23 protein-coding genes and 1 pseudogene are annotated in these 24682 nt (G+C 46.5%); 13 read left to right on the top strand and 11 right to left on the bottom strand.

What is annotated here, in order from left to right; genetic code table 11:
• Positions 1-84 precede the first annotated feature (84 nt).
• Complete coding sequence (arsM, locus tag QT996_RS00890; RefSeq protein WP_333044010.1) at positions 85-1053, top strand: arsenosugar biosynthesis arsenite methyltransferase ArsM; 969 nt, start codon at positions 85-87, stop codon at positions 1051-1053.
• 150 nt (positions 1054-1203) lie between these two features.
• Here the strand turns inward: arsM and QT996_RS00885 are convergent, their stop codons facing one another.
• Together QT996_RS00885 and QT996_RS00880 are read right to left on the bottom strand one after the other, a co-directional pair.
• Positions 1204-1683, bottom strand: a complete 480-nt coding sequence (locus QT996_RS00885) for a DUF2726 domain-containing protein (RefSeq protein ID WP_333044008.1) — start codon at positions 1681-1683, stop codon at positions 1204-1206.
• Positions 1683-2420 (bottom strand): hypothetical protein, encoded by a 738-nt coding sequence (locus QT996_RS00880; protein ID WP_333044006.1) that lies wholly within the window; start codon positions 2418-2420, stop codon positions 1683-1685. Before QT996_RS00880 ends, QT996_RS00885 begins: the two co-directional genes overlap by 1 nt.
• Before the next feature lie 295 nt (positions 2421-2715).
• On the opposite strand from QT996_RS00880, the gene QT996_RS00875 reads away from it, so the two are divergent.
• Positions 2716-4356, top strand: a complete 1641-nt coding sequence (locus QT996_RS00875) for a thioredoxin-like domain-containing protein (protein ID WP_333044005.1) — start codon at positions 2716-2718, stop codon at positions 4354-4356.
• Between the two features lie 339 nt (positions 4357-4695).
• On the opposite strand, the gene QT996_RS00870 is transcribed toward QT996_RS00875, so the two are convergent.
• Together QT996_RS00870 and QT996_RS00865 are read right to left on the bottom strand one after the other, a co-directional pair.
• Positions 4696-5496, bottom strand: a complete 801-nt coding sequence (locus QT996_RS00870) for a circadian clock KaiB family protein (RefSeq protein ID WP_333044003.1) — start codon at positions 5494-5496, stop codon at positions 4696-4698.
• A 61-nt stretch (positions 5497-5557) separates the two neighbouring features.
• Positions 5558-6820: a type IV pilus twitching motility protein PilT gene (locus tag QT996_RS00865; protein ID WP_333044101.1), complete on the bottom strand. Its 1263-nt coding sequence runs from the start codon at positions 6818-6820 to the stop codon at positions 5558-5560.
• Positions 6821-7126: 306 nt separating this feature from the next.
• On the opposite strand from QT996_RS00865, the gene QT996_RS00860 reads away from it, so the two are divergent.
• From QT996_RS00860 to QT996_RS00850, 3 genes are all read left to right on the top strand, one after another.
• Positions 7127-8524, top strand: coding sequence for an amidase (locus QT996_RS00860; protein ID WP_333044000.1), 1398 nt, complete (start codon positions 7127-7129; stop codon positions 8522-8524).
• A 755-nt stretch (positions 8525-9279) separates the two neighbouring features.
• Positions 9280-10938 carry an alpha/beta hydrolase gene (locus tag QT996_RS00855; RefSeq protein WP_333043999.1) on the top strand — a complete coding sequence of 553 codons (1659 nt, stop codon included), beginning with the start codon at positions 9280-9282 and terminating at the stop codon, positions 10936-10938.
• A 332-nt stretch (positions 10939-11270) separates the two neighbouring features.
• Positions 11271-11495 carry a hypothetical protein gene (locus QT996_RS00850; RefSeq protein WP_333043997.1) on the top strand — a complete coding sequence of 75 codons (225 nt, stop codon included), beginning with the start codon at positions 11271-11273 and terminating at the stop codon, positions 11493-11495.
• A gap of 273 nt (positions 11496-11768) precedes the next feature.
• On the opposite strand, the gene ilvC is transcribed toward QT996_RS00850, so the two are convergent.
• Both ilvC and QT996_RS00840 read right to left on the bottom strand, forming a co-directional pair.
• Positions 11769-12818 (bottom strand): ketol-acid reductoisomerase, encoded by a 1050-nt coding sequence (ilvC, locus tag QT996_RS00845; RefSeq protein ID WP_333043995.1) that lies wholly within the window; start codon positions 12816-12818, stop codon positions 11769-11771.
• 36 nt (positions 12819-12854) lie between these two features.
• A complete protein-coding gene (locus QT996_RS00840; protein WP_333043993.1) occupies positions 12855-13031 on the bottom strand; it encodes a hypothetical protein in 177 nt (58 codons plus the stop codon).
• Between the two features lie 66 nt (positions 13032-13097).
• Between QT996_RS00840 and gloA2 the strand changes: the two genes are divergently transcribed.
• On the top strand, positions 13098-13484 hold the full coding sequence (gloA2, locus tag QT996_RS00835; RefSeq protein WP_333043992.1) for an SMU1112c/YaeR family gloxylase I-like metalloprotein: 387 nt from the start codon (positions 13098-13100) through the stop codon (positions 13482-13484).
• Between the two features lie 118 nt (positions 13485-13602).
• The gene (locus QT996_RS00830; RefSeq protein WP_333043990.1) at positions 13603-14895 is read left to right on the top strand and encodes an endonuclease/exonuclease/phosphatase family protein; all 1293 of its coding nucleotides are present in this window, start codon (positions 13603-13605) and stop codon (positions 14893-14895) included.
• A gap of 131 nt (positions 14896-15026) precedes the next feature.
• On the opposite strand, the pseudogene QT996_RS00825 reads toward QT996_RS00830, so the two are convergent.
• The 3 genes and pseudogenes from QT996_RS00825 to QT996_RS00815 form a co-directional block, all read right to left on the bottom strand.
• Positions 15027-15158: pseudogene (locus tag QT996_RS00825) on the bottom strand (transposase); the annotation flags it as partial.
• 589 nt (positions 15159-15747) lie between these two features.
• Positions 15748-16296, bottom strand: a complete 549-nt coding sequence (locus QT996_RS00820) for a DoxX family protein (protein WP_333043989.1) — start codon at positions 16294-16296, stop codon at positions 15748-15750.
• Between the two features lie 99 nt (positions 16297-16395).
• Positions 16396-17298, bottom strand: coding sequence for an SMP-30/gluconolactonase/LRE family protein (locus QT996_RS00815; protein ID WP_333043987.1), 903 nt, complete (start codon positions 17296-17298; stop codon positions 16396-16398).
• A 264-nt stretch (positions 17299-17562) separates the two neighbouring features.
• Here QT996_RS00815 and QT996_RS00810 point away from each other — a divergent pair, with 264 nt between their 5' ends.
• The 6 genes from QT996_RS00810 to QT996_RS00785 all read left to right on the top strand — a co-directional run bounded on the left by QT996_RS00810 (position 17563) and on the right by QT996_RS00785 (position 22310).
• Complete coding sequence (locus QT996_RS00810) at positions 17563-18711, top strand: L-dopachrome tautomerase-related protein (protein WP_333043985.1); 1149 nt, start codon at positions 17563-17565, stop codon at positions 18709-18711.
• Positions 18712-18767: 56 nt separating this feature from the next.
• Positions 18768-19193, top strand: a complete 426-nt coding sequence (locus QT996_RS00805) for a fasciclin domain-containing protein (protein WP_333043983.1) — start codon at positions 18768-18770, stop codon at positions 19191-19193.
• A 57-nt stretch (positions 19194-19250) separates the two neighbouring features.
• Positions 19251-20828, top strand: coding sequence for a GMC family oxidoreductase (locus QT996_RS00800; RefSeq protein ID WP_333043981.1), 1578 nt, complete (start codon positions 19251-19253; stop codon positions 20826-20828).
• Between the two features lie 43 nt (positions 20829-20871).
• Positions 20872-21375: a DUF1622 domain-containing protein gene (locus QT996_RS00795; RefSeq protein WP_333043980.1), complete on the top strand. Its 504-nt coding sequence runs from the start codon at positions 20872-20874 to the stop codon at positions 21373-21375.
• Complete coding sequence (locus QT996_RS00790; RefSeq protein WP_333043979.1) at positions 21372-21890, top strand: HPP family protein; 519 nt, start codon at positions 21372-21374, stop codon at positions 21888-21890. The genes QT996_RS00795 and QT996_RS00790 overlap by 4 nt, the downstream gene beginning before the upstream one ends.
• A 72-nt stretch (positions 21891-21962) precedes the next feature.
• Positions 21963-22310 (top strand): colicin V family bacteriocin, encoded by a 348-nt coding sequence (locus QT996_RS00785; protein ID WP_333043977.1) that lies wholly within the window; start codon positions 21963-21965, stop codon positions 22308-22310.
• Between the two features lie 21 nt (positions 22311-22331).
• On the opposite strand, the gene QT996_RS00780 is transcribed toward QT996_RS00785, so the two are convergent.
• Together QT996_RS00780 and ctaD are read right to left on the bottom strand one after the other, a co-directional pair.
• Positions 22332-22940, bottom strand: coding sequence for a heme-copper oxidase subunit III (locus tag QT996_RS00780; protein ID WP_333043975.1), 609 nt, complete (start codon positions 22938-22940; stop codon positions 22332-22334).
• A 29-nt stretch (positions 22941-22969) separates the two neighbouring features.
• The gene (gene ctaD, locus QT996_RS00775; RefSeq protein WP_333043973.1) at positions 22970-24643 is read right to left on the bottom strand and encodes a cytochrome c oxidase subunit I; all 1674 of its coding nucleotides are present in this window, start codon (positions 24641-24643) and stop codon (positions 22970-22972) included.
• Positions 24644-24682: the final 39 nt, after the last annotated feature.

Below are 24682 nucleotides of genomic sequence, written 5' to 3'. Positions count from 1 at the left end.
AAAATCTTTGTGCATTCATCTGCGTTCACCCGCGTAAATCTGCCTACATCTGCGGTAAAAAATCAAAAATTAGGACACTAAAAAATGACCTACCTCGAAACAGCCGCCAAATTCTACAGCGATGTTGCCGAAACACCCCAAATCGGACTTTGCTGCGTCCAAAGCAGCCCCTTGCAATTGCCAGGATTAAAAATTCCCGAACAAATGCAAGAAATGAATTACGGCTGCGGCACAACCGTTCACGCCGCCGAACTAGTCGGCAATCCATTCGTACTTTATGTAGGCGTCGGCGGCGGCTTAGAAGCACTACAATTTGCATATTTTTCAAGACACAAAGGAGCAGTTATTGCCGTCGATCCGGTTCCAGCAATGCGAGAAGCGGCTGCACGAAACTTGCAAATGGCCGCCCAAGAAAATGATTGGTTTGATGCGAGTTTTGTGGAAATTATAGAAGGCGATGCTTTTGCATTGCCAGTGCCGGATGCTTCTGTAGATGTTGTCGCACAAAATTGCTTGTTTAATATCTTTGAACCGGCGGATTTAGCTAAAGCATTAAAAGAGACTTATCGGGTGTTAAAACCCGGTGGCAGGTTGTTGATGAGCGATCCGATCGCAACTCGCCCCATTCCGCAGCATTTGAAGGAAGACCAACGCTTGCGGGCCTTGTGTTTGTCCGGCGCTTTGACATACGCAGAATACGTTCAACACCTTGTAGACGTTGGTTTTGGGCAAGTCGAAGTGCGGGCGCGCCGTCCTTACCGATTGCTGGACAAACACAATTATCAATTGGATGCGGATTTGCTGTTAGAAAGCCTAGATTCGGTGTCTTTCAAAGTGCCTGTACCGGATGACGGAGCTTGCATTTTCACGGGCAAGACGGCGATTTATAGGGGGATGGAAGAGCTATTTGATGACGGGGCTGGTCACGTTTTGCAGCGGGGAGTTCCGGCGGCGGTGTGCGATAAAACTGCTGGGAAGTTGAGGGGATTGATGCCGGATCAGGTGTTAATTACGGATTCGACTTGGCATTATAACGGCGGCGGTTGCTGTTAGGAGAAAAAACGGCGGTTTAAACAGCGCCTAGAGAAACGAAGTCCGCCTGCGCGGCCCCTTGAGAACCCGCCCAGGCGGGTTTTGTGTGCGTAGTCGCGATTTCCAATCGCCCCGTAGATTTGGGCAAAATCAAGAGTCGCATAAGGTCTGTTACCAAGCTATAAGCTGAACTTGAGGTGCGACTGATTTCCTGCAATATTGCGTGATTAGCGCTTGGGCATTTTCCCTGTTTTGTCCCGTGTATAAATTGTAAACTACTTCCTCATCTTGAGAGGATAGATATAACAAACCACAATTTTTTACCCGCGAGTAAATTAAGGGAACTTTGGCAAAGTCAAGTAAAGTAGCTTTTTTGCGATCGCGCTTTTTCGCTTCTGGGCTATCGTGGTACTGAGACTGAAACTCTACTACTAGGCAAGGATTGTAGTTTAAGTCTGTGATTAGAGCATCGACAGCACTGGGGCTAAATAAAAACTTTTTGAGTTCCCAGTCAAGGTTGCTGACTTGTTCGCAAATTTGGGATAAGCCCACCTGTGTATGGATTCTATAGTTGTTGTCTACACAGGTATGAAGAAACTCAAGCATTCTTTCTTCGTAAGGGTTGACCAGTCTTTTGGCTTTGACAGACATTATTGTGCCTCCATGATAATTTTGGCAAAGTGACCCACGAACTCTTCTAGAACTTCACTTGAACTGATAGAAACCTGCCATGCGTAGGGAAAAAGTTTATCTTCGCTGAGTATGACGTAGCTGTCCCTATTACTTAAGGTTTCAATGAAAAATTTTTCACTTGTTTTAGGGGGAACTTTTGGGGGAGATGTGCGTTTATAGTGAGCTTTTACATAAACGTTGCGTTCTCCTATTCGTCGTACATGAGAGTTTATTAGTAGGTATTCTTTTGCAATTTCATTTATATAAAAATTTCCCCTTATTTTCCCTTCTATTATGGTAGTAAATCGCGGATCAATTGAATTTAAAAAAAGCTCTTTTTTACTGGGTAAAACCCACACTGCTCCTGCTGTAATAAGTTCAGGCGTTACTCCTTCCTCTGTCCAATAGTTGAAGCTGAGTATATGTTCGTCTAAGATATCTTGAGGAATAGAAATAAACAAACTATCCTTTCGCTCTTGAAAAACAACTTGATAACGTTTATCCGCTTTCCATAGCTCCTTAACTCTGTATCCTATATATTGAGAGGTTCGCTTCTCTTCAAACTTGTCATAGAAACCAAGTTGCTTGAGTAAACTCGTAGCTAAAGACATCAAATCTTCGCCACCTTCAATCACTTGAATATTGGTTGAAATCAGGCGGGGTACGCCGTTTTCTATCTCAAAACGCTGGATGACATCGTAGATAATTTTAGACATAGGCTGATTCCTAAAAACCTTGGCTAAGGTTCCTAGACCTAGCTTAAACTTGCCAGTCAGGAATGTCAAGCATCTTGGCTAAGATTTTTAGAGGCTAGGGAGAGAGGAATTTTTTGAGTATTTATACGCAAGAAGGACAGTGAAGCCCGATCGCACCTCTCGCCACCCTGTTGTGGTACAGGCACTCCGACCTGTACCACCAGCCCTCGTTTAACCTCCCCTTTTCCCCATCCTGCCAAACTTCCCGCTAAATTAAAGAAGTAAAAAAATCATTCACCCCCTACCAGGAGATGCCATGCCTCGCGTCAGAGCACCAGAATTCCCCGGAAACTACCCCTGGCTAAACACCGAGAAACCTTTATCCATTGAATCCTTAAAAGGGCGCGTCGTCCTCCTCGACTTCTGGACATACTGCTGCATCAACTGCTTGCACGTCCTCCCAGACTTAAAATACCTCGAACAAAAATATAAAGATTCCCTCACCGTTATCGGCGTTCACTCGGCTAAATTTGAAAACGAAAAAGAAGTAGAAAACATCCGCCAAGCTATCCTCCGCTACGATATCGAACATCCGGTAATTGTAGACAGCGGCATGAAAGTTTGGCAAAGCTATGCCGTTCGCGCTTGGCCGACTTTAATGGTGATCGATCCTGAAAGTTATGTCGTCGGCTTTGTTTCGGGCGAAGGCAATAGAGAAGCACTTGACGAGTTAGTTGGCAAGTTAATTGCTGAATACAAAGATAAAAATGCACTCAAATTTAAACAACTCAGTTTTAGCTTAGAAAAACAGCGCAAACCTGTATCAACACCGCTGGCTTTTCCCGGTAAAGTGCTGGCATTTGCGATCGCTGCAACGGAGGCAAAACAGCTTCACCCACAGGTCGCGCTTTTGGGCGAAATGAGTCAGGAAAATGAATCTGTAGATGAAACTGTATTGCCCGGGCCTGCTAATTCAGTCATACAAAATTTAGTCGGTTCTTGCTTATTTATTGCCGATTCCGGACACAATAGGATTGTTGTCAGCACCCTCGAAGGTGAGGTGCTCCACGTCATCGGTAGTGGCAAAGCGGGTTTAACTGATGGGGACTTTGAAGATGCTGAGTTTTTTGCACCTCAAGGTATGGCTTTTGATGCAGAAAGTCAAATTCTATATGTTGCTGATACGGAAAATCATGCTCTCAGAAAGATTGATTTTACGACTCAACGGGTAGAAACTGTTGCTGGGACGGGCGAACAAAGTCACGAAATTTCACCCCGCAGCGGCAAGGGTTTAGAAACGCAATTGAATTCGCCTTGGGATTTAGAAAGAGTTGGAAATAGACTTTTTATTGCAATGGCGGGTTCCCACCAAATTTGGGAAATGCAGTTAGACACGGGCACGATCGGCACTTATGCGGGTATTGGCCGAGAATCCTGTGTGGACGGGAATCTGGCAGAATCTGCTTTTTCTCAGCCCAGTGGTCTGTCTACCGATCGATCGGAGTTGTTTGTTGCTGACAGCGAAATTAGTTCGATTCGCGCTGTGGGTATAGATGAAGAACCGAAGGTGCGAACTGTTTGCGGTAGCGGTGAATTGTTTGGTTTTGGGGATAAAGATGGTCGCGCTGATGAGGTAAGGTTGCAGCATTGTTTGGGTGTTGAATACGCTCAAAATTACCTATGGGTGGCTGATACTTATAATCACAAAATTAAGCGGATCGACCACCGGGGCGGTACGTGCAGAACTATGATTGGAGAGGGTACAGCGGGTTTGGTTGACGCTAAAGGCCTTAAGGCTCGATTTTTTGAACCTTCAGGGTTGAGCGCGATCGGGCCTCACTTGTTTGTTGCTGATACGAACAATCATGTAATTCGGAGAGTTGAGTTGGATACCCTGGAAGTGACAACTTTGGATTTCCCCAATTTGTGCCCTCCCGATGTTTGTTTGCCTGATTAAGTCGATCGACTTTTTTGACATCAGGCACGGTTCTCAATTCTCCTGATTGCCAGATTGATTGTGGTAACGTAGGGTGCTCTTCGGCGCACCTTACTACAATTTTCAAGCCAAGTAAATTAACCTAATTATTCGCGGCGAGTGCATTGCCTTAGCCGCAATTCACTCCTGGATGCAGAACTTCTATATTTAGGGTGTACGGCTCAAGAACCCCTAACCAATATAAGTAGAACGCCAAACCACTTTTTGCGTCCAGGACTGAATTACTAAATGTTGTTAATTCCATCGCTACTAAAACTGCGATCGCCAGTAGTAAATAATCCCAAAAATCATCGCCCCAATCTAAAATTCCGAATAGCTCAGCAGCCGCACTATTTTTTCAGCATCGTTCAATTCGCCGACTATTCGCCGCACGGGTTGCGGCCAGATTTTAATCAAAGTAGGAGTTGCTGAAATCTGATCTGCCTCCGCTTGTTCTGGATGTTTCAAAACATCAATTACTTTTAAAGTGTAGGGACGATCGAGGCATTTCTCTAAAAACTGGTGTAAAGTTTCCAGAGTGCGTTCAGTGCTGGGGTTGCTGCCAGAAACAAACAGACGCAAAACGTACCCTTGAGTTTGTGGCGCTGGGGTGAGTGCTGTTGGTGTGGGAAGCCGAGTTTGCTGCGATTGCGGAAAGCACAAGGGAGTTACTATCGAACTGCTCAAGTCCGATCGAGCTTCGGGGCTGGCATACTGTACAACTAAGTCGTGATTTTCCCAAAGTTCGGGGAATTGTTGGTGATAAGTAGCAATTGCCATCGGTTCGCACATTTCTTCGCTGCGGGGATGCCACACCAAGTCGCCAGTCCCAAAAATAGCGTTCAGCAGCGTTTGATGTCGCAGAACCGGGGGGTAGGCCTCGGCAGCAACCCGCACCTGCCGATCGCCTGGATCGAGCCAGCAGTCAACGGTTGCCGTGTAGCAAGGTATCAGAAAATGTGGCGGTTCCGACAAACCGAGCATCTCCTGTAGAGCTACGCACAACTGCAAGTGCCACCGAGTTTGCTTGCGGGGGTCTATGCAATAGATTAAGTCTCCCCCTGGTGTAAACAGCGCAATGCCTTTGAAAAATTCTGGCAAAATAGGGCGATCGACTTTCAATTCAGTACACCAATAAAAGTTAACAGTTAACTGTTAACAGTTAACTGTTAACACTCGACCTTTAGACTCGACCTCTAAGCATCTGAGCCATTTCGTTCGGGTACGGCGAGTTTTCTACACAAAGTTCTTCAGTAATCCGACCTTCTTGATAAAGGCCATAGAGCGACTTATTCATCGTCGTCATGCCTTCATAAGTATCTTTGATCATAATTTGATTAATTTCCTCATTCTGGCCCTTCAGAATGTATTCCTTAACCACGTCGGTATTGATCAAAACGTCGTGGAAAGCAGCCCGCTTCCCGTCTGTGGTTTTGCACAGCAGTTGAGCAATAATTGCCACTAGGGATTCGGAAAGTGAAACCCGTATGGCCTCCTGTTCTTCGGGCCCGAACATATCCAGAATCCGGTTCAGAGTTTTAATCGCACTGTTGGTGTGCAGGGTTCCTGCAACTAAGTGACCGGTCTGAGAGGCTTTGAGGGCGATTTCCACCGTCTCTCTGTCCCGAATTTCTCCTACTAGCATCATGTCCGGGTCTTGCCGCAGAGCGCCTTTGAGAGCGCTCATAAACTTCAGGGTGTGCCTGCCGACTTCCCGGTGCTTGATCAAGGATTTTTTGCTTTCGTGTACGAATTCTACCGGGTCTTCGATCGTGATGATATTGTAGGCTTTATTCTTATTGATGTAGTCGATCATGGCAGCCAAGGTGGTAGACTTACCCGAACCTGTCGGGCCTGTCACCAAAATCAGCCCTTTGTGGTAGCCGGATATTTTCTTAAAGACCTCCGGCAGCTTCAATTCCTCCAGTGTCATTATTTTGGCAGGAATTAGCCGCAGCACCATCGCCGGCCCGGCTAAGGAGTCCATGCAACTAATCCGAATCCGCACGAACCCGAAGTCGAAAGCGCCGTCAAAGTCTAGGGTTTTTTGGAAAATTTCAATTTCTTCATCGCTCATGCACTCCCGCAACCAGCCAAAAAACGTATCTAAATCTGTTGGTGGATAGCCGATGTCTGCAATTTCGCCTCGCGTGCGGAAGCGGGGCACTTCGTTTACGCCGAGGTGAAGGTCGGATACCCCTTCATCTTTGGCTCGGAGGACGAGCTCTTTCAAAGTCGGAGCTCCGCCGCTGCTAGAGATCGGGTTTTTAGGTGTGGCGAAGGATTGCGGCGGCGGTGCTGGTGCTGGTGCTGGTGCGGGCGGCGGTGCGGGCGGCATTCCTGCTGCTCTGGGGGGCATCCCTGGAGCTGGAGGGCGGGGCATTCCTGGCGGTGGGGGAGCTCCGGGTACGGGCGGGCGAGGAGCTGGCGGATGCTGCTGTGTCATATGCGCTACCTTAAGTTGGTGAGAAGGCTGACTCGAACAGATGATTTGTAGGAGTTGGACAATGCCGATCGCCATTGTGCGGGTCTTGCACAAAAGCTTAACTGTTGTACTCAGTCTATCGCAAGATTAGGTTCTACTGGTGCAATACAAAGGAAATATTCTGCCAATAGGAGGATGCGCTCACTCTCTATCTACGACCAAATATGGATTTTCCACATTTTTGGAGAATTTTTTTTAAGGAAAAGAGTTTTCCGCAACCAAGCAGTATAAATGGATACTTTAGCCAAATATTAAGGACTTAAACAGATGAATTCTGTCGATCGGGCTTTTACTCCAGCTCTGGAGTTGGCGGAGTCGATCCGCGCTCTGGAAGTGTCGCCCCTAGAAATTGTCAATCTGTACTTGGAACGGATTGAGCGATTAAACCCTGAGCTGGGCAGTTATTTTACTGTAACGGCCGAGCGGGCGATCGCCCTAGCTAAATCTCAAACCGAAAAACTAGCTGGGTTAAACAAGCCACAGGAATTGCCACCTTTTTTCGGAGTGCCGATCGCCATTAAAGACTTGACACCAGTTACGGGCGTTCCCTGTACCTACGGCACTCAGGCTTTGCTGGGTAACATCTCTGCCTACGACGAGTCAGTAGTATGGCGGATCAAAGCAGCAGGATTTAACATTCTGGGCAAAACAGCCACCTCTCAAATTGGCTCATTACCTTACACCGAACCCGAAGGTTTCCCACCGGCGCGCAATCCCTGGAATTTAGACTATACGCCCGGAGGTTCCAGCGGCGGCTCAGCGGCGGCTGTAGCAGCAGGTTTGTGCGCGATCGCCCAAGGTTCAGACGGCGGCGGTTCGATTCGAGGCCCAGCTTCCTGCTGCGGTTTAGTGGGCATTAAACCGTCGCGAGGGCGAGTTTCCTGGGCACCTGTCGGAGATTACCTCAGCGGCATTTCTGCAAACGGCCCACTGGCGCGCACTGTAGCTGACGCCGCCGCACTTTTGGATGTGATGTCAGGCTACACAACGGGCGATCCGTACTGGCTACCAGATTCAAATCCGACTTTTTTAGAGGCTTCCCGTCAAGAGCAGGGCAAACTGCGAATCGCTTTTTCTACCACTATTTCCCCTGTGGGCGAGGCTGCGCCTATCTGTCAGCAAGCGGTACTCGAAACCGTCAAGTTACTGACAGATTTGGGTCATGATGTCGAACCTGGATGCCCAGATTTTACGGGTTTAATCGAACCGTTTATCGCAATTTGGCAGTCGGGGGCGGCGGCAAGTGGCATTCCAGGCCCTGCTTTGGAACCGATGAATCGCTGGCTGTTAGAAAGAACTATTTCCGCTGGGGAATATCTGCGGGCGGTGAATCAAATGCAGCTGATTTCACGGCGGATTGTGGGATTCTTTGAAAAATTTGATGTGTTAGTTTTGCCAACTTATATGCACTCGCCAATCCGGATTGGCGAGTGGGCGGATTTGAGTTTTGAAGAAACTTTGCAGCGCATTATTAATTGGGTAGCTCCTTGTCCGCCATTTAATGCTAGTGGTTTGCCTGCGATCGCACTTCCTGCCATTTTAGATAACAACGGTTTGCCCGTGGGAATTCAAATTATCGGGCGACCGGCGGCGGAAGCAACTTTAATTGCTTTAGCGACGCAGATGGAAGCGGCGAAACCTTTCCCTGTTTTAGATTTTAAATAGGGAAGAGCAAGGGATAAAAGCACGTTTCCCTTTTTTATGGGTATTATTCCAAATCAGGACTTGTTCGCGGAGAACTATAAAGCCGGTTTTTTTTATAATTTTCTCGTCATAAAACCCATATTTTACCAAAAAATGTAGTTTCTCGTGACAAGTCCTACTTCTTACCAATGACCCGCTCTAAATTTTCCATAATACGTCTTGAGATTGATAGATACGTTTAATCTTTTAATCGAAAAAAGATATTATTGTTTTGCCAATATGTGAGGGTAAAATTTTTTGTAATAGCAAGCGCAATGACAGTTGATATACTTAATGTTTTCGCTATAAACGCCCATACTAAATGAGGTAAACATGGCAATAAGTAGAGCATTTACTAAGGCTAAATGCCAAAACAGCTACTTAATTTTTAGAATAAAAGTATGAAAATTATTCACTGTGGATGGTTGTGAAGTTCCAGGAGAACAGGATGCAGCAACCAAAGAAAACGTGACAGTTAAGAACCGATCGCTCTTTTCACTCGCGAAGTTTGTATTTTTTGGGCGGTCGATTAAAAAATCCTTCAACTCATCATCATTAGCACCCGCACAAGAAGTGCACTTAGGTAGGGAATGTGCGATCGGCAAGTAAATATGCGTAGAGGCATTGCCGATCGCACTCCGATGGAGGCAATTTCTCGGCATCTAGAACAATATCTCGGTATCTGGGAGAATTTTGAGAATATGGTGATCTACCCCCTCTAGTTCAATAACGTAAAAATGAGCATCAGACCAAATTTCAGATGGTTTTCTTCGGTAGCGAGTGTTTTGGGTTCAATCTCGATTAATCCTTTCAGCGACGTGACATCCCCTGTAAAAGCTGCTGAAACTGTTGTTGTCCGCAAAGGTATTTTAGAATCCTCGATATCGGTTGCGGATTTGCGCGAACTCGCAGAAACAGGAAAAGTCCCCCCCCAACTGCAAGCTTATGCCAATCTCCTGTCTGAGGAACAGCGGAGTAAAATTTTTCGGGCACTGCAAGCGAAAATTCCCCTAAATGTAGTCGGCCTGAGCAACTTGCTAAATACGGGCATCGGCACTGGCATCCTGACGGATTTGACTACTGTGATACCCAGGCGCGACGGTGGGGGTGTGGAAGCGCTGCGAGCCGCTCTGGTGCAGGGAGCAAAGGCGCCGGAAGGGTTATCGATATTGAGTTTCATTGAATCTTATCCGAGCTCGCGGGTGGTGGTGGATCTCGATCGAGCTTTCGCAGTTTTGGGAAATATGAACGCAAGTTTTTGGCAAACTCAGCGCTTTATGGCGGCGATCGCACCTCAATTAGCAGCGGTTAAACCAGCCCTCAACCTTCCTTTCGACCCCAGCCAACCAGGCCCTAATTCCGTGAAGGTACGGGCGCTAGATTTGAACGATAGCGCCCGCAATCGACCTATTCCGGTTGATGTGTACTGGTCGAGAGCTGCGACAGCCGACAAACCGACGATCGTCTTTTCTCACGGGTTGGGTTCCGTCCGCACCGATTTGCGCTACTTAGCCGAGCATTTGGCGTCTCACGGCTATGTGGTAGCAGCTTTAGAACATCCGGGAAGCAATGAAACGAATACCAATGCTGCGATGGCGGGTAAGTCTCCCTTGCTAGCTCCTCAAGAGTTTTTAGACCGTCCCAAAGACATCAGTTTTGTACTCGACGAACTGACAAAATTGAACGAAACTGATGATAACTTGCAGGGGAAAATGGGGATCAACCGAGCCGTAATAATTGGCTATTCATTTGGCGGTGCCACAGCCTTGTCCGTGGCCGGCGCCGAACTGCAATTGAGCGGACTCAAACAGCGGTGTCAGGGGGATTTGATTGGGTTCAGCTTGGGCGAAGGAATTCAGTGCGCGGCGGCTGGATTGCCCGAAGAACGGTATCAATTGCGGGATGCAAGGATTAAAAGGGCGATCGCCATGAATCCCATAACATCATTACTCTTTGGAGAAACTGGTTTGACTTCAATTCAAATTCCCACATTAATAGTAGCATCTTCTGCGGACAAAACCACTCCCGCCTTAGCAGAACAAATTGCCGGATTCCCAAAGATTCCCTCCCCCAAATGGCTAGTCGGTTTTGTAGGAGGAACCCACTTAAGCGTCAAAGATCCGAGTACGACTTTAGACCAACTTCGCAGACCTAGCACAGTAATTACCGGGGATGAAGTTGTCGGCGACCAAGCTGCTAGCATACGCAATTATATAAAAGCTGTAAGTTTAGCTAGCGCCGCTCAACTAACTGCTGAAGCTGACAAATATGCAGTTTTTCTAACGCCAGAATACGCGCAATTTGCTTCTACAAATGCAATCCCCGTGCGGCTGGTAACAGAAATTACTCCAGAAATTAATGCAGTAGTGCAAACTTTTATTCAAGGGAACAAGTAGTCATTAGTCCTTAAGTAGGTAAGCGCCAAAACACCATAGTATCTTTTACAGTTCTCGACCCAGTACCTAATGATGTAGGGTGTGCTAGGCGCACCTTACCGCTATGAGTCATTAGCTAATAATCGGATTTCCGCTCCAACACCTATAATAAAGGTGTTTGTAGTGGTAGTTAGAGGGGACATCATATTGCGACTAGCAGCCTTTCCTTTTGTATGCGCGGCCCCTTAGTCCCCAGGGGTGTATTTTTCTTCTTAAGCTGTTTCTGATATTTTTGGTCCGTGCAAGGGCAAAATATAACAAAGCGCTTTCACAAACTCTACTCCCAAACTGCCATGCCTAAAAAAAATTTTATCCCGCTGTTGCTGCTGTTTATAGCGCTGTTTACCCTTTACGGTGACACTTTAGCTTTTCTGCCCAAACCTGTAAGAGATACTAGCGTGGCAAGCCGAAAGTTCTTCGTCGGGTTGTGGCCTTCGTGGGTGAAGCCGAAAGATTCAAACAAGCAAAGGGATAAAGAGATTGAAAACTTGGAAAAAAGTCCTAGTCCCAGTCGATAGTTTTGAGCTACCAGCGAGAAACCCGGTTTCTCTAATAATACCTAGCCTTTTTCTTGTAGGTTGGGTTAAGCGAAGCGAAATCCAACAGTACGATTTTAGATTTTGGATTTTAGGTTTGAGATTTTTTTATCCACTCTCTAATCTGTAATCTATTAAACTTGAGATTTGAGATTTTCCTCCCAGCGGTAAGGTGTGCACTGCACACCCTACAGATAGAGGTTATGCCTCAAGGACTGTTTTAGATTGGTCCTCCCATCTAAAATCTAAAATTGATTAAGCCTGCTTTTTCAACCAGCTAAACATAGCTCGCAAATCTTTACCAACTTCTTCAATAGGATGTTCTGCTTCCTGACGGCGCATGGAGGTAAAGCCCGGTTTGCCGGCTTGGTTTTCGAGAACGAATTCGCGGGCAAATTGGCCGGATTGAATTTCGCTGAGAATTTTACGCATCTCGGCGCGGGTTTGATCCGTGACGATACGGGGGCCGCGAGTTAAATCGCCGTATTCTGCGGTATTGGAGATGCTGTCGCGCATTTTGGCGAGGCCTCCTTCTACTATTAAGTCAACGATAAGTTTAACTTCGTGCAAACATTCAAAATAAGCTAATTCCGGTTGGTATCCGGCGTCAACTAAAGTTTCAAATCCAGCTTTAATTAAGGCGCTCAAACCGCCGCACAAAACTACTTGTTCGCCAAAAAGATCCGTTTCTGTTTCTTCGCGGAAAGTGGTTTCAAGGATGCCGGCTCTGGTGCCGCCGATACCTTTAGCATAGGCCATTGCCCGATCGCGCGCTTGACCGGAAGCATCTTGATATACTGCAAACAAACTCGGAACACCTTCCCCTTGTTCGTAAGTCCGTCGCACCAAGTGTCCGGGGCCTTTGGGGGCAACCATTACTACGTCTACATTGGCAGGGGGAACAACTTGGCCGAAGTGAATGTTAAAACCGTGAGCAAATGCTAAAACATTTCCTTCTGAAAGGTTCGGTTCGATTTGTTCTTTGTAAATAGTTTTTTGAACTTCATCGGGTAATAAAATCATGATGAAGTCAGCAGCGGCTGCTGCTTTGTCTACCGGGTGAACTGTTAAACCCGCGTCGGTTGCTTTGGCTGCAGATTTGCTACCGGGATACAAACCGACAACGACATTCATGCCACTGTCTTTGAGGTTGAGGGCGTGGGCGTGTCCTTGGGAACCGTAGCCGATGATAGCAATCGTTTTGTTGGCTAAGAGGTCTAGGTTCGCGTCGGTGTCGTAATACATACGGGCCATAATCCTTGTCTCCTGAGATGCAAATTGGGTGATTGACTGCAAAACTCTCATTTTATCAAAGTAGGGTACTTTTTTTGCAGAAATTTTTCAGATTAAGATTTGGGCGAGGGAAAATAAAGGTCGATCGCCCTGAATTTCCCAGGGTTTCTCGCCGAGTCTGCGATCGTCAAATATAATTGTCAATAGCGTGCTGTGCTGTTGAAAAAAACCCCAACTATAGCAACCGCGCCCGACGCTATTAACATTCTTAGTCGCTGAAACCATTGCTGCTTCTTTCTTCTTCCTTCTTTCTTCTTCCTTATTCCTTCAGCTATAACTAAATTTTTTAAGATGAAAATAAAAGCAATACATCATGTGGCGATTATTTGCTCGGATTACGAAGCATCTAAAAAATTTTATGTAGAAGTATTGGGATGTTCCATTATCAAAGAAACTTTCCGAACCGAGAGGAATTCTTACAAACTAGATTTGCAAGTCGGAAACGGCGACACCATTGAGCTTTTTTCATTTCCCCATCCTCCTGAAAGAGTTAACAGTCCTGAAGCTTGCGGTTTGAGACATTTAGCTTTTGCAGTTGAGGACATAGAAGCATCAGTTGCTTACTTAAAATCCCAACAAGTAGAAGTAGAAGAAATTCGCCTTGACGAAATTACCGAAAAACGCTTTACATTTTTCAGAGATCCCGACAACTTACCATTAGAAATCTATGAAATTTAAGGATTATCCCGATTTTCTAAAGTCGCTCTTTAGTCAATAGGTGGGGTGTGCATTGCCCTAAAAACTGCATGATTCATTTCCAATCTGAAATCTAAAATCTAAAATCTAAAATTGTATAATGGACTCTCTCATCAGAAACACAATCACCATCGGATTGCCTACTTTAATGCTATTTATAGCCATACTAGCTACAGGTAAAACAGGTGACGCAGCCGTTTGGTCGGGTTTGGTCAAAGTCGGCGGTTCGTTTGGTATGCTGATCGGTTTAGGTGTGTTGGTATTTGCAGGCTTTGTTGCTAATTATTTTAGTTATTTTGTGGTAGATAGCTTGCTGGTGAGATTTTATCAAAAGCGGCAAGAGTTGGAACCGCCAGAACAATTGGTAACAGAAATTGATAAATTGCTGATTACCAACGACCTTAAAATCAAGCTCAAATGGGCGGTGATGCACAGCACCCCCAACAAAAACCTTAGCTTGAAGTACGTAATTTTAAAATGGTTTATTATCGCAGCAACTGTAAATGCCGTGTTGTCAATAGTCGGTTATTTGGGAGAATTTAACATTTTTTTTGAACTGAGTTCTCATTTTAAACTACAATATCTGCTGGTGGGTTTCTCTACTTTTATATTGTTCGCTCTCGTGCGCTCAAAAAAAAGATGGTTGTTGGTGAGCGCATTTTGTATCATTATTAATTTAGCGGAAATTGTTCCTTGGTATTTTCCAGCGCCAGCAGTAGCCGGAGCAACTCCCGGACAAAACTTGCGGATTTTGCATTCAAATGTTTTAAGGAGTAATCGGCGATATTCTGAGGTGATATCGCTGGTTAAAGCAGAACAACCTGATATCGCGGTTTTTGTAGAAGTCAACTCATCTTGGGCAAGAGAGTTATCGGTTTTAAGGGAGATATTTCCTTACTCTTCCACCCAGCAAGAATCTGAGAGATTTGGCAGTGCAATATACAGCAAGCTGCCTTTAAATAATTCCTCTGTTAGAGCCTTTTCAAACCAAAGAAAGAGCTTGTTGGTTGATGTTAAATTTCAAGGTAAAATCATTTCTTTGATTCTTGCTCATCCGACGGTGCCGATCAAACATCAAAGTTTTATCGCTCGCAACCAACAGCTAGCAGGCATCGGCGAGTATGCAGCCCAAGTAAAAAATCCGCTGATTGTGGTTGGGGATTTCAACACCACAATGTGGTCGCCCTTCTACAAAAATATGGTAAAAACCGGAAATTTGCGAAATGCGCGATCGGGTTTTGGCATTTTACCGACTTGGCCGACTTTTATGCCCCTAGCTTATATTCCGATCGATCACTTTCTAGTCAGCAAAGAAATTAGTGTTTTGAAGATTCATACTGGCCGCAATGTCGGTTCGGATCATTTGCCATTAATTACAGATTTGGCCATTTGAAGGTAGGATACTATATTTTATAACAAATTATTGATTAACTCGGCTCTTGATTAGTTGATGTACCAAACTAACACTTAAAGTGCTCAGTAAGCAAACATCTAACCAGAGTAGTTTTCCAAATTCCTCAAACCCTAACCAGAACGTTTTATTAACTTTAGTTTGTTGTTGATACCCTCAAGAACACCACTGGTAGTCCTATTATCAAAGTAAGCAATAATCTCCTCAAGCCAACGGATAATAGTGTTCTGGGTGTCAGGAAAATATTTTTTTACTCTCAAGTGTCATTCTCCAAGTTTACAGAATCCCTCTAGTCCATTTATTTCTTGCTCAATAATTGGTCTAAATTTTTATTTTGATTCAGGGATAATTTTGATAGATAAATACATTTTATGTAACTCGCCTGATTTTGAGTTTGTGGTTTTAATGGATGTTTTATTCATTTTTCGATAAGGGCTATGGAGTTTGATTACATCTATTAAGACAGCACTATAATTACCTTAGTTAGTTGTTAATAAAGGATATTTCCTCAATTCCTAGTTGTTTAATAACCGAGGGTTTTGATAATAATACTTATTTGGAGGCGTCTTTTAAGATTCTTTCTATCCTGGCAAGAACTTGATTCAGTCTTTTATATATTTGTTCATATTTATTTGCTCAGGTTACTATTTATTTAGCATATTCAATACGGAAGAGCCACTAACTCTATTACTCAAACTTAGTCGTAGTAAAGCTTTCCAGCATTACAGGGCGGTGGGTGTCAGCCTCGCTTTAGGTCAAAACTGCGATCGCACAATAGGTAAAGAACGATCGCAAAATGCTAATAGTCGAAGCTAACGGGCTGGCAAGAATAATTTAGCCTCTAAAAATTAAAGCATCCAGCGAATATGCACCAGGCCCTAAAATCGCGATCGCAATCAGCATCAGGCAGTACATAAACGCTTTCTCCCAGCTTGGCGGTTCGCCCTTGCCATTGGGCCCTTCATACTGCCCTTCAGGAATTAAATACGGATCGCTAGCAACAAAAGGCAACCGTTTGGATATATCTAAATAGATAGCGAATAGCATTGAACCGAGAATCGGCAGACTTGCTAATAGTGTGAGAAATCCCAGAATCAGGCAAACTCCGCCAGCTAACATGGAAGCTGCTGAGAGAAAGCACAGAAACAGCGGCATTTTCAGAGCCTCAGACCACTCTCGAAGATGTGTTATTTTTGGGTAGCCGTGCAGCAGGAATAAGCCGCCGATACCCACTCTCAACAATAAAAGTGCCCAGCCGGGAAGATCGGCCGGAAAGACGGGATTGAGTGAACTAAGCAGTTTGAAACTTAGTTCTGGCAGATGAGGTGAAACTTGAGCGAACAGAAGCGCGATCGCCACGCCGATAGCAAATTTATAAATCATTTTGTCATTTCCAATCTATTGAAATATTCCAAACTGGACATGATTAAACGTCAAGTACAGATTCGTAAATAGTCGGCTATACAGCCTTTTCCCTTCTACTTATTGCACCCCGCGAGTGTTGAGATCGATCGCATACAAAGAGGTGCCAGCCGCTATCAACAGGCGATCGCGCTGGGCTCCCCCAAAAGTCAGGTTAGCGCAAGTCTCCGGTACCGGAATTTTGCCCAAGCGATTACCGTCGGGCGCGTACACCTGCACGCTATCTTTGGAACTCGTAAAGATATTGCCGTGTTCGTCCGTTCGCAACCCGTCGGGTTCACCAGGATCGATGACTGCGAACACGCGGCCATTGTCCACATCGCGATCGCCTACAACATCATAGGCGCGGATGTGGTGATACCCCTGGGGCATATTGAAAGCTGAACTATCCGACACATACAGGATGCTTTCGTCGGGATTGAAGGCGAGGCCGTTGGGGCGCAACATATCCGTCACCACTGCATCGATCGCACCCGTCGCCGGATCGAAGCGGTACACAAAACATCCAGGCTGTTCCTGTTCGCCGCCGTATCCCTGGTTTGGCTGCATGAGGCCGTAGGGGGGGTCAGTAAACCAGATCGTGCCGTCACTCTTCACTACCAGGTCATTCGGGCTGTTGAGGCGCTTGCCTTGGTAGCGATCGACTAACACCTGCCATTCGCCGCTGTGTTCGCGCCGGACGATCGCGCGCAAACCCGACGAACACGAGACAAGGCGACCTTCGCGATCGCGGTAATTGCCACTTTGATAGTCGGACGGATCGCGCAAAACGCTCACTCCCTCACTGGGACTCCAGCGCAGCAGGCGGTTGCCGTGAGCGTCACTCCACACCACGCTATCATCTTCATGGAAATAAACCGGGCCTTCGCTCCAGACTGCACCGCTGGCAACCTTCTGGAGTGAAGCACCAGGACGCAGGAGCGATTTCATGCGATCGTCATAAATATTGATGCCTTCAAGCATTAGTATTTTCTACCCTTTTAAAGGTCATTTATATCCTGAAACAATGATTAGTCAAATACAAATCAGTCTTTAGATATAAATCTCACTTAAGCCATTAGATAGATATAAAAATTTTATCAAGAATGTTAATTTAAACCGAGCAAAATATCCAAAAAAGTTGTTGTGCTTTGTTAACTAAATAGCAGGCTAGACCTTTTTTAGATATAATTAGCATCTAAATTTCTGCTTCTTTAAATCATTCATAATCTCAATAGGATTAGTGCAATGGCGAACTTGGTCGCAACCGAACCTTTGGCCGCGGTGCCTTCATTGCCTGCTGACAAATCCGCTGGCAATCTAGAGCTAATAACGCTATTCGATGGTGCCATGCCCATCGGTGTTGCGGTATCCAAGCAAGGGCGAATTTTCATCAGCTACCCCCGTCTGGTTGACGATGTAGAATTCACCGTTGCGGAACTCAAACAGCCGCAAGAAAAAAACGGCAATCCCGTTCCCTATCCCAATGCAGAAATCCACAAGTTAGATTCAGCTTCGCCCTCAGAACGGTTGCTTTGCGTACAAGGAATGACCATCGACGCGCGCGATCGCCTTTGGCTGTTAGACCACGCAAAAATCAAACAAAATTCAGTTCCTCCCGGCGGCCCGAAACTGGTGGGAATTGACCTGGAAAGCGATCGTATTGTCAAAAAAATACTCTTTCCAGAATCCGTCGCCTCTGCCAATTCTACCCTGAATGATGTGCGCGTCGATTTGCGCTGGGGAGAGGAAGGAATTGCATTTATTACCGACTCATCGGAAGAAGGGCCTAACGGCATTGTTGTCGTAGATTTAGCCTCTGGAAAAAGTTGGCGCAAACTCAATGACCATCCTTCAACTAAACCAATTCCAGGCTTTTTGCCAGTAGTTGAAGGTCAACCGATGATGGTGCGTCACGCAGGTAAACCGCCGAAGCACATTCACACAGGTAGTGATGGTATTGCCCTCAGTGGTGACGGTCAAATGCTGTTTTATTGTCCTCTGGCAAGTCGGCACCTTTACAGCGTCAGCATTGAAGCATTAGTTAATCAAAATCTACCTGATGAAGAGGTTGCCACAACAGTCATCGATCACGGTGAAAAAGGCGCTTCCGGTGGCATGGTTTCCGATGCAAAAAATCGCCTTTATGTGACGAACTACGAAAACAATTCGATTTTGCGCCGCCTACCTGATGGTACGTTGGAAACAGTCGCCCATGATGCGCGAATGCTTTGGCCCAATTGCCTTTTTGTTGCCCAAGATGGCTATCTCTACTTTACTGTAGATCAGTGGAATAGGAACCCCAGCTATCATAATGGGCAAGACTTGCGCGAGAAACCTTACAGCCTATTTCGCATCCGAATTGATGCAGGGCAAGTGTTGCTAGATCGCAGCTAAAATCACTTTTGTAATTTCAAGTTTAACTGTAAAACCCCCTGTAAATATTAAGGAGATTGACAAGGCATCACGTTGTAGATACTGCAATCAATGCCGGATGCTTCGCTAATTTAGTAACAGCTCTCAATGTGGCTAGCTTAGCAGAGGGTTTAAAAGCAGAAGGCCCTTTCACCGTCTTTGCACCAACTGATGAAGCGTTTTCTAAGCTGCCATTGGGAACTGTAAAAGCTTTGCTGGAAAATATCCCGGATCTAATTAAAGTTTTAACCTATTATGTCATTCTCGACCAAAAAATCACAGCAGCAGAAATTGGCAAAACTCATTCTGTCACCACCTCCGAAGGTTCAACGCTCACGATTAATACGTCTGATGGAGTTAAGGTAAACGATTCTAATGTAGTCACTCCAGATGTGGAAGCAGATAACGGTGTATTTCACATCATTGATACTGTTTTGATTCCTGAATCTCTGGGTAGTATTTAACCCGTGATCTAAGGTAAAATTATTCTCAAACCAGCACAATTTGGCAAAAACTTGGCAATGGTAAATCCCGCGAATCACTACGATATCATCATTATTGGCACCGGTGCGGGTGGAGGTACGCTCGCTCACCGTCTCGCACCGACTGGTAAAAAGATTTTAGTGCTAGAACGAGGCGACTTTTTGCCCAGGGAAAAAGCTAATTGGAGTGCGCTAGAAGTTTATCAAAAAGAGCGCTACCACACGGACGAGCGCTGGTACGACAGGGAAGGTAAGGAGTTTAGACCCCAGACAGGCTATTGGGTTGGCGGCAATACAAAAGTTTATGGTGCGGCTCTCTTACGACTGCGCGAGCGAGATTTCGATCGCGTAATTCACAAGGGAGGAATTTCTCCAGAATGGCCGCTCAAATACGCAGATTTTGAGCCATATTACACGCAAGCAGAAGCACTCTATGACGTTCATGGAGAGCGAGGAACCGATCCAACTGAACCGCCATGCAGCCAAGCTTATCCTTATCCTGCTGTCAGTCATGAACCTGATATGCAGGTACTCGAAAATGAGATTCGAGCAATTGGCTACAATCCCTTTCATTTGCCATTAGGATTAAAGCTGAATGAAGGCGATCGCACAAACAGCCCTTGCATTCGCTGTGATACATTTGACGGCTATCCTTGTTTAGTAGGTGCCAAAGCTGATGCGGATGTGAATGCGATTCGTCCTACCCGCGAAAGGTATGCCAATGTTAGCCTAATAACTAATGCCAAAGTCCTGCGACTGCATACCAGCGAGTCAGGGCGAGAGGTGACGGGGGTAGAAACAGAAGTTTTAGGGGAACGACAGCAGTTTACAGGCGATATTGTGGTGGTTTCCTGCGGTGCAATTAATTCGGCTGTCTTGTTATTACAATCTGCTAACGAACAGCACCCCAATGGATTAGCAAATAGTTCCGATCAGGTGGGGCGGAATTTGATGAAACATCTGGCAACCGCTCTAGTTTCCATGCACATAGAAGTGAATCAAGCTAGCTTTCAAAAAACAATTGCTGTTAATGATTATTATTGGGGAGAGCCGGATTTTCCTTATCCAATGGGGATGGTACAAAATACCGGCAATGTGTTAGCTGATATGCTGCCGGCTGAAGCTCCTGGGCTCATGGCTCCGCTGGTAAAATTGATCCCTGAATATGAGCGGCATTTGATTGCTGAGCGCTCAGTTGGTTGGTGGTTGCAGACAGAAGATTTGCCAGATAAAAATAATCGCGTGCGGGTGGCGGGCGACAAGATTAACCTAGATTATACGCCGAACAATACGGAAGCAGGCGATCGCCTAATTCACCGGTGGACATCTGTACTCAAATCCCTCAACCGTTGTTGTGCCAAGCACGTCATTCCCTTTAGCCTGTATCCCCGTGCCCAGATGCCGGTACAATCAGTTGGTCATCAATGCGGCACTTGTCGGTTTGGCACAGACTCCAAAACCTCAGTCCTTGACCTGAATTGCCGCACCCATGATGTTGATAATCTCTACGTTGTGGATGGCAGTTTTTTTCCGTCCAATTCAGGCGTTAACCCGACGCTAACGATTATGGCAAATGCGCTGCGCGTTGGCGATCGCCTAGCACAAAAGCTGAAGTAGCAACGGGCAGATTCGTTGTTCATGGTGAGATAACTAACAGCCAATGAAACAAGAGCTTTTCATCGAATCACTCATCAACCTGTTATTGCCTCTGGGCCTGATTTTTGGGCTGGTACTTCTGTTGAGCCTCAATGTTGGAGGAGGGGCGCCAGTAGAAAGTGCAGCTATTCCTTTGGAGTCTTGGCTCAAGCTAATCGTGGGCTATTTGGCAGCAGGAGCAGAAATTGCGGCTGCAATTGTCATTGGCCTGGGTATCATTCGGGGAATTTGGGAGTATCTGCATCAGTTGTTATTGCGTTCGAGATACCATGTAGATGCAACTGAAGGTATTCGTCTGAAACTGGGACGAGTGCTGGCATTGGGGCTAGAATTTACCGTAGCGAGTGATATCCTGCGTACCGCAGTTGCACCAACCCGCCAGGATATTTTGAATTTAGGGGCGATCGTTCTGCTGCGAACGCTGTTGAACTACTTCTTAGAGCGTGAGATCAGGCAGGGAGAGCAGCGCCGTTTCAATGAGAAGAACGCCATCGCAAAAGAAGCATGAGTCGAAATCGTTCCAGCTTAAAACCAATAGAAGGTGCAAATCGATCCATAAGGCGCAGGTTAACTCTCAAGGGTGAGCTCGCATTGGCCGTAGCACCCACTGCAATTGTGTTGGGCGTCTTCGCTTTGGTCGAAGTGCTAAGTCGCCAACGCCTTTTATTTGCCTCCCTTGCTTCTAGTGCGTTTCTAATTTACCTAGATCCCGAGCACGGTACGAACACTATGCGAACGCTGAGCCTTGCTCAAATAATGGCAGCAACAATTGGCTGGATTGCGTACATGATTTTTGGTTCTGGATATCTCTCCGGTGGCATAGCTATGGTGGTGACAATCGTCCTGATGATCCTGCTGGATGTCGTCCATCCCCCTGCCGTCTCTACTTCCCTAAGTTTTGCTTTGAAGGCGAGTAACGAAAACAACTTAGTTTTGTTTGGTTTAGCCGTCGGCATTACTGCCCTCTTGGTGGGGTTGGAGCGCTTTACTCTGTGGGTGTTAGCTCGCTACAGCACATCTTAGTCTCGCTGTTGGTGCAAACCTGACCCATGATTTCCAAAATCTAAAGTTCCAAGTTTTAAGGAGGTTACGACGATGAATGACAAGCAGCAATCTGAATCTGACGACAAACATCTCAACGATCCTCAAAAGAATCCCGATAATCATCCGATCGCCACAGGATTGGGCGCAGTCGGTGGCGGTGTTGCCGGTGCTGCCATTGGTAATTCTGTTGGGGGAAAGGTTGGTGCTGCCATTGGTAGCATTGCAGGAGCGATCGCGGGTGGTATTGCCGGCAATGCGGTGGCTGATGTTGCTTCAGAGGCGATCGCCGAAATTCAGCCTGCGAGCGGGTTAGGTTTAGGCGCTAATGCTAAGCCAGTTGAATTGCCCAAACATTACAATTGGGAAGAATTACAAGCACTATCAAAACCGCAAGGGTAGGGTTTGGGCAAAGAAATAGAACTACCACAGATAAACCAGCGAGAACAAAACAATCCAAATCACATCAACAAAGTGCCAAAACAAAGAAGCTGCACTCACGCCGAAGTGACCGGCATTGTAATTGCCCGGAATGAAAGAACGGACAAGCATAATTAGCTGCAAGATAATCCCGACAAAAACGTGCAAACCGTGAAACCCCGTCAGCAGATAGAATGTCGCGCCAAATAACCCCGTCGTCAGTCCAAAAGATAGGTGGTTCCACTCGATCGCCTGATTAACTAAAAAGTAAGTTCCCATCAACGATGCCGCCAGCCACAGCAAGCGAAATTGGGCGAGTTTGCGGCGATCGAGGGCGCGTTCTGCAAAGTAAATGACAAAACTGCTGGAAACCAGTACCGCCGTGCTAATCGCAGGTTTAAGCACCTCTAATTTCGGGACACCTGGAGGCAGCCAGTTGGGAGTTGTCAGCCGCAAGATGATGTAAGCCGCGAAAAAACTGAGGAAGACCATGCTCTCCGAAAGCAAGAACGCGGTAAAGCCAAACATCCCATTTCCGTGCTCTTGAGAATTTTGCTTGCTTCCTTTGGGCGAGGAGTGGCGCGATCGCCCTGAATGCGTAGGATTTGCCATAAGTAACTCTTTCAGGATGGAAATTGCAGCTATTCTTGAGCAGAAGCCTGGGCGATCGGATCTGGAGAATCGACGTAGTGGTAAGGCGGCAAAGTCACAACCGGAATCTGGGCAAAATTCTCAACAGGCGGCGGCGAAGAAACCGTCCACTCCAACCCCGTAGCGTGCCAAGGATTATTAGTGGCTTTCGGGCCCTGCAACGCGGAAACCACCATATTGACGATAAAAGGCAGCGTCGCCACCCCCAGCAGAAATCCCCCCAAACTGGCAATAACGTTCAACCCTTGGTATTGCGGGTCATAAGAAGCAACTCGGCGTACCATCCCTTGCAAGCCCAATGGGTGCATCGGAAAGAAAGTGAGATTAGCCCCGATAAAAGTCAGCCAGAAGTGGATTTTACCCCAGCCCTCGGCATACATCCGCCCCGTCATCTTGGGAAACCAGTAGTAAATTGCTCCAAAAATCGCAATTGTTACAGTGTTGAAGACAATGTAGTGGAAGTGGCCGACTACGAAATAGGTGTTATTTACGTGCAGGTCAAACGGCACTGCCCCCAGCATGACACCAGTGATGCCACCGAAAAGAAACATCACCACACCTCCCAAGGCAAACAACATCGGCGTTTCTAGGTGCAGCTTTCCGCCCCAGACAGTAGCAGTCCAAGCGAATACCTTGACACCAGTGGGTACGGCCACCAACATCGTGGAGAACATGAACAACATCCGCATCCAGCCAGGGGTGCCGCTGGCAAACAGGTGGTGTACCCAGACGAATATGCTGATTACAGAAATGGCAAAGGATGCGATCGCGACTGATTTATAGCCAAACAAAGGGTTGCGGGAAAAAGCCGGCAATATCTCCGAGAAGATGCCAAAGGCAGGCAGCGCCATCACATACACTGCTGGGTGTGAGTAAAACCAGAATAAGTGCTGGTAAAGAATCGGACTGCCATCGTTAAAGGGATCGAAAAAGGTTGTCCCCAGCGCCAAATCGAAAAACAGCAGCACCGCAGCCGCAGTGAGGGCTGGCAGGCAAAACAGTTGCAGCAACTGAGCACTCAAAACCGTCCAGACGAAGATGGGCATCCGAAACCACGTCATGCCCGGTGCCCGCATCCTGAGTATCGTCGTCACGAAGTTAACTCCCCCCATAATCGACGAGATGCCCAGCAGTGCGACACTCAAAAGCCAGATCAGTTGACCGTTGATTAAATGACCCGACGGGTTCTGGATACTAACCGGCGGGTAAGACCACCAGCCAGCTTGGGCGGTACCGCTGGGCAGCAAAAAGCTCGACAGCAGTAGCAAGCCCGTCGGGGGAATTATCCAGAAGGAGATGGCATTGAGGAGAGGAAACGCCATGTCCCGCGCCCCAATCATCAGCGGTATCAGATAGTTAGCTAGACCCACCAGACACGGGAACACCCACAGGAAGATCATCATCGTGCCGTGCATCGTGAACAAGCCATTGTAGAGAGGGCGATCGACTAGATTTAATTGCGGTTGGATCAGTTCGGCGCGAATAATCATCGAGAATAAACCCGCGATCAGGAAGAAGATAAAGGCAGTGATTAGGTATTGAATGCCGATAACTTTGTGATCTTTACTGAATCTGAGGTAGCGCCCCCAACCAATCGGATTTTCAGTGCGATCGCTTTCAGAATTATTACCACCGGCAATGTTTTCCATCGAGTTATTTGTCATCTTTCAGTTGTTAATTATTAATAAACAGGAAACTTGGTT

The sequence above is a fragment of the Microcoleus sp. S13C4 genome (assembly GCF_036700865.1).
Lineage (GTDB): Bacteria > Cyanobacteriota > Cyanobacteriia > Cyanobacteriales > Microcoleaceae > Microcoleus.
This window is presented reverse-complemented; position numbering and strand designations above follow the sequence as displayed.

Coding starts and splice junctions, on each gene's coding strand:
- arsM (WP_333044010.1), top strand. CDS start 85: ATGACCTACCTCGAAACAGCCGCCAAATTCTACAGCGATGTTGCCGAA.
- QT996_RS00850 (WP_333043997.1), top strand. CDS start 11,271: ATGCCTAAAAAAAATTTTATCCCGCTGTTGCTGCTGTTTATAGCGCTG.
- QT996_RS00795 (WP_333043980.1), top strand. CDS start 20,872: ATGAAACAAGAGCTTTTCATCGAATCACTCATCAACCTGTTATTGCCT.
- QT996_RS00800 (WP_333043981.1), top strand. CDS start 19,251: ATGGTAAATCCCGCGAATCACTACGATATCATCATTATTGGCACCGGT.
- QT996_RS00860 (WP_333044000.1), top strand. CDS start 7,127: ATGAATTCTGTCGATCGGGCTTTTACTCCAGCTCTGGAGTTGGCGGAG.
- QT996_RS00820 (WP_333043989.1), bottom strand. CDS start 16,296: ATGATTTATAAATTTGCTATCGGCGTGGCGATCGCGCTTCTGTTCGCT.
- ilvC (WP_333043995.1), bottom strand. CDS start 12,818: ATGAGAGTTTTGCAGTCAATCACCCAATTTGCATCTCAGGAGACAAGG.
- QT996_RS00810 (WP_333043985.1), top strand. CDS start 17,563: ATGGCGAACTTGGTCGCAACCGAACCTTTGGCCGCGGTGCCTTCATTG.
- QT996_RS00785 (WP_333043977.1), top strand. CDS start 21,963: ATGAATGACAAGCAGCAATCTGAATCTGACGACAAACATCTCAACGAT.
- QT996_RS00780 (WP_333043975.1), bottom strand. CDS start 22,940: ATGGCAAATCCTACGCATTCAGGGCGATCGCGCCACTCCTCGCCCAAA.
- QT996_RS00815 (WP_333043987.1), bottom strand. CDS start 17,298: ATGCTTGAAGGCATCAATATTTATGACGATCGCATGAAATCGCTCCTG.
- QT996_RS00790 (WP_333043979.1), top strand. CDS start 21,372: ATGAGTCGAAATCGTTCCAGCTTAAAACCAATAGAAGGTGCAAATCGA.
- QT996_RS00830 (WP_333043990.1), top strand. CDS start 13,603: ATGGACTCTCTCATCAGAAACACAATCACCATCGGATTGCCTACTTTA.
- ctaD (WP_333043973.1), bottom strand. CDS start 24,643: ATGACAAATAACTCGATGGAAAACATTGCCGGTGGTAATAATTCTGAA.
- gloA2 (WP_333043992.1), top strand. CDS start 13,098: ATGAAAATAAAAGCAATACATCATGTGGCGATTATTTGCTCGGATTAC.
- QT996_RS00885 (WP_333044008.1), bottom strand. CDS start 1,683: ATGTCTGTCAAAGCCAAAAGACTGGTCAACCCTTACGAAGAAAGAATG.
- QT996_RS00875 (WP_333044005.1), top strand. CDS start 2,716: ATGCCTCGCGTCAGAGCACCAGAATTCCCCGGAAACTACCCCTGGCTA.
- QT996_RS00855 (WP_333043999.1), top strand. CDS start 9,280: ATGAGCATCAGACCAAATTTCAGATGGTTTTCTTCGGTAGCGAGTGTT.
- QT996_RS00840 (WP_333043993.1), bottom strand. CDS start 13,031: ATGGTTTCAGCGACTAAGAATGTTAATAGCGTCGGGCGCGGTTGCTAT.
- QT996_RS00880 (WP_333044006.1), bottom strand. CDS start 2,420: ATGTCTAAAATTATCTACGATGTCATCCAGCGTTTTGAGATAGAAAAC.
- QT996_RS00865 (WP_333044101.1), bottom strand. CDS start 6,820: ATGACACAGCAGCATCCGCCAGCTCCTCGCCCGCCCGTACCCGGAGCT.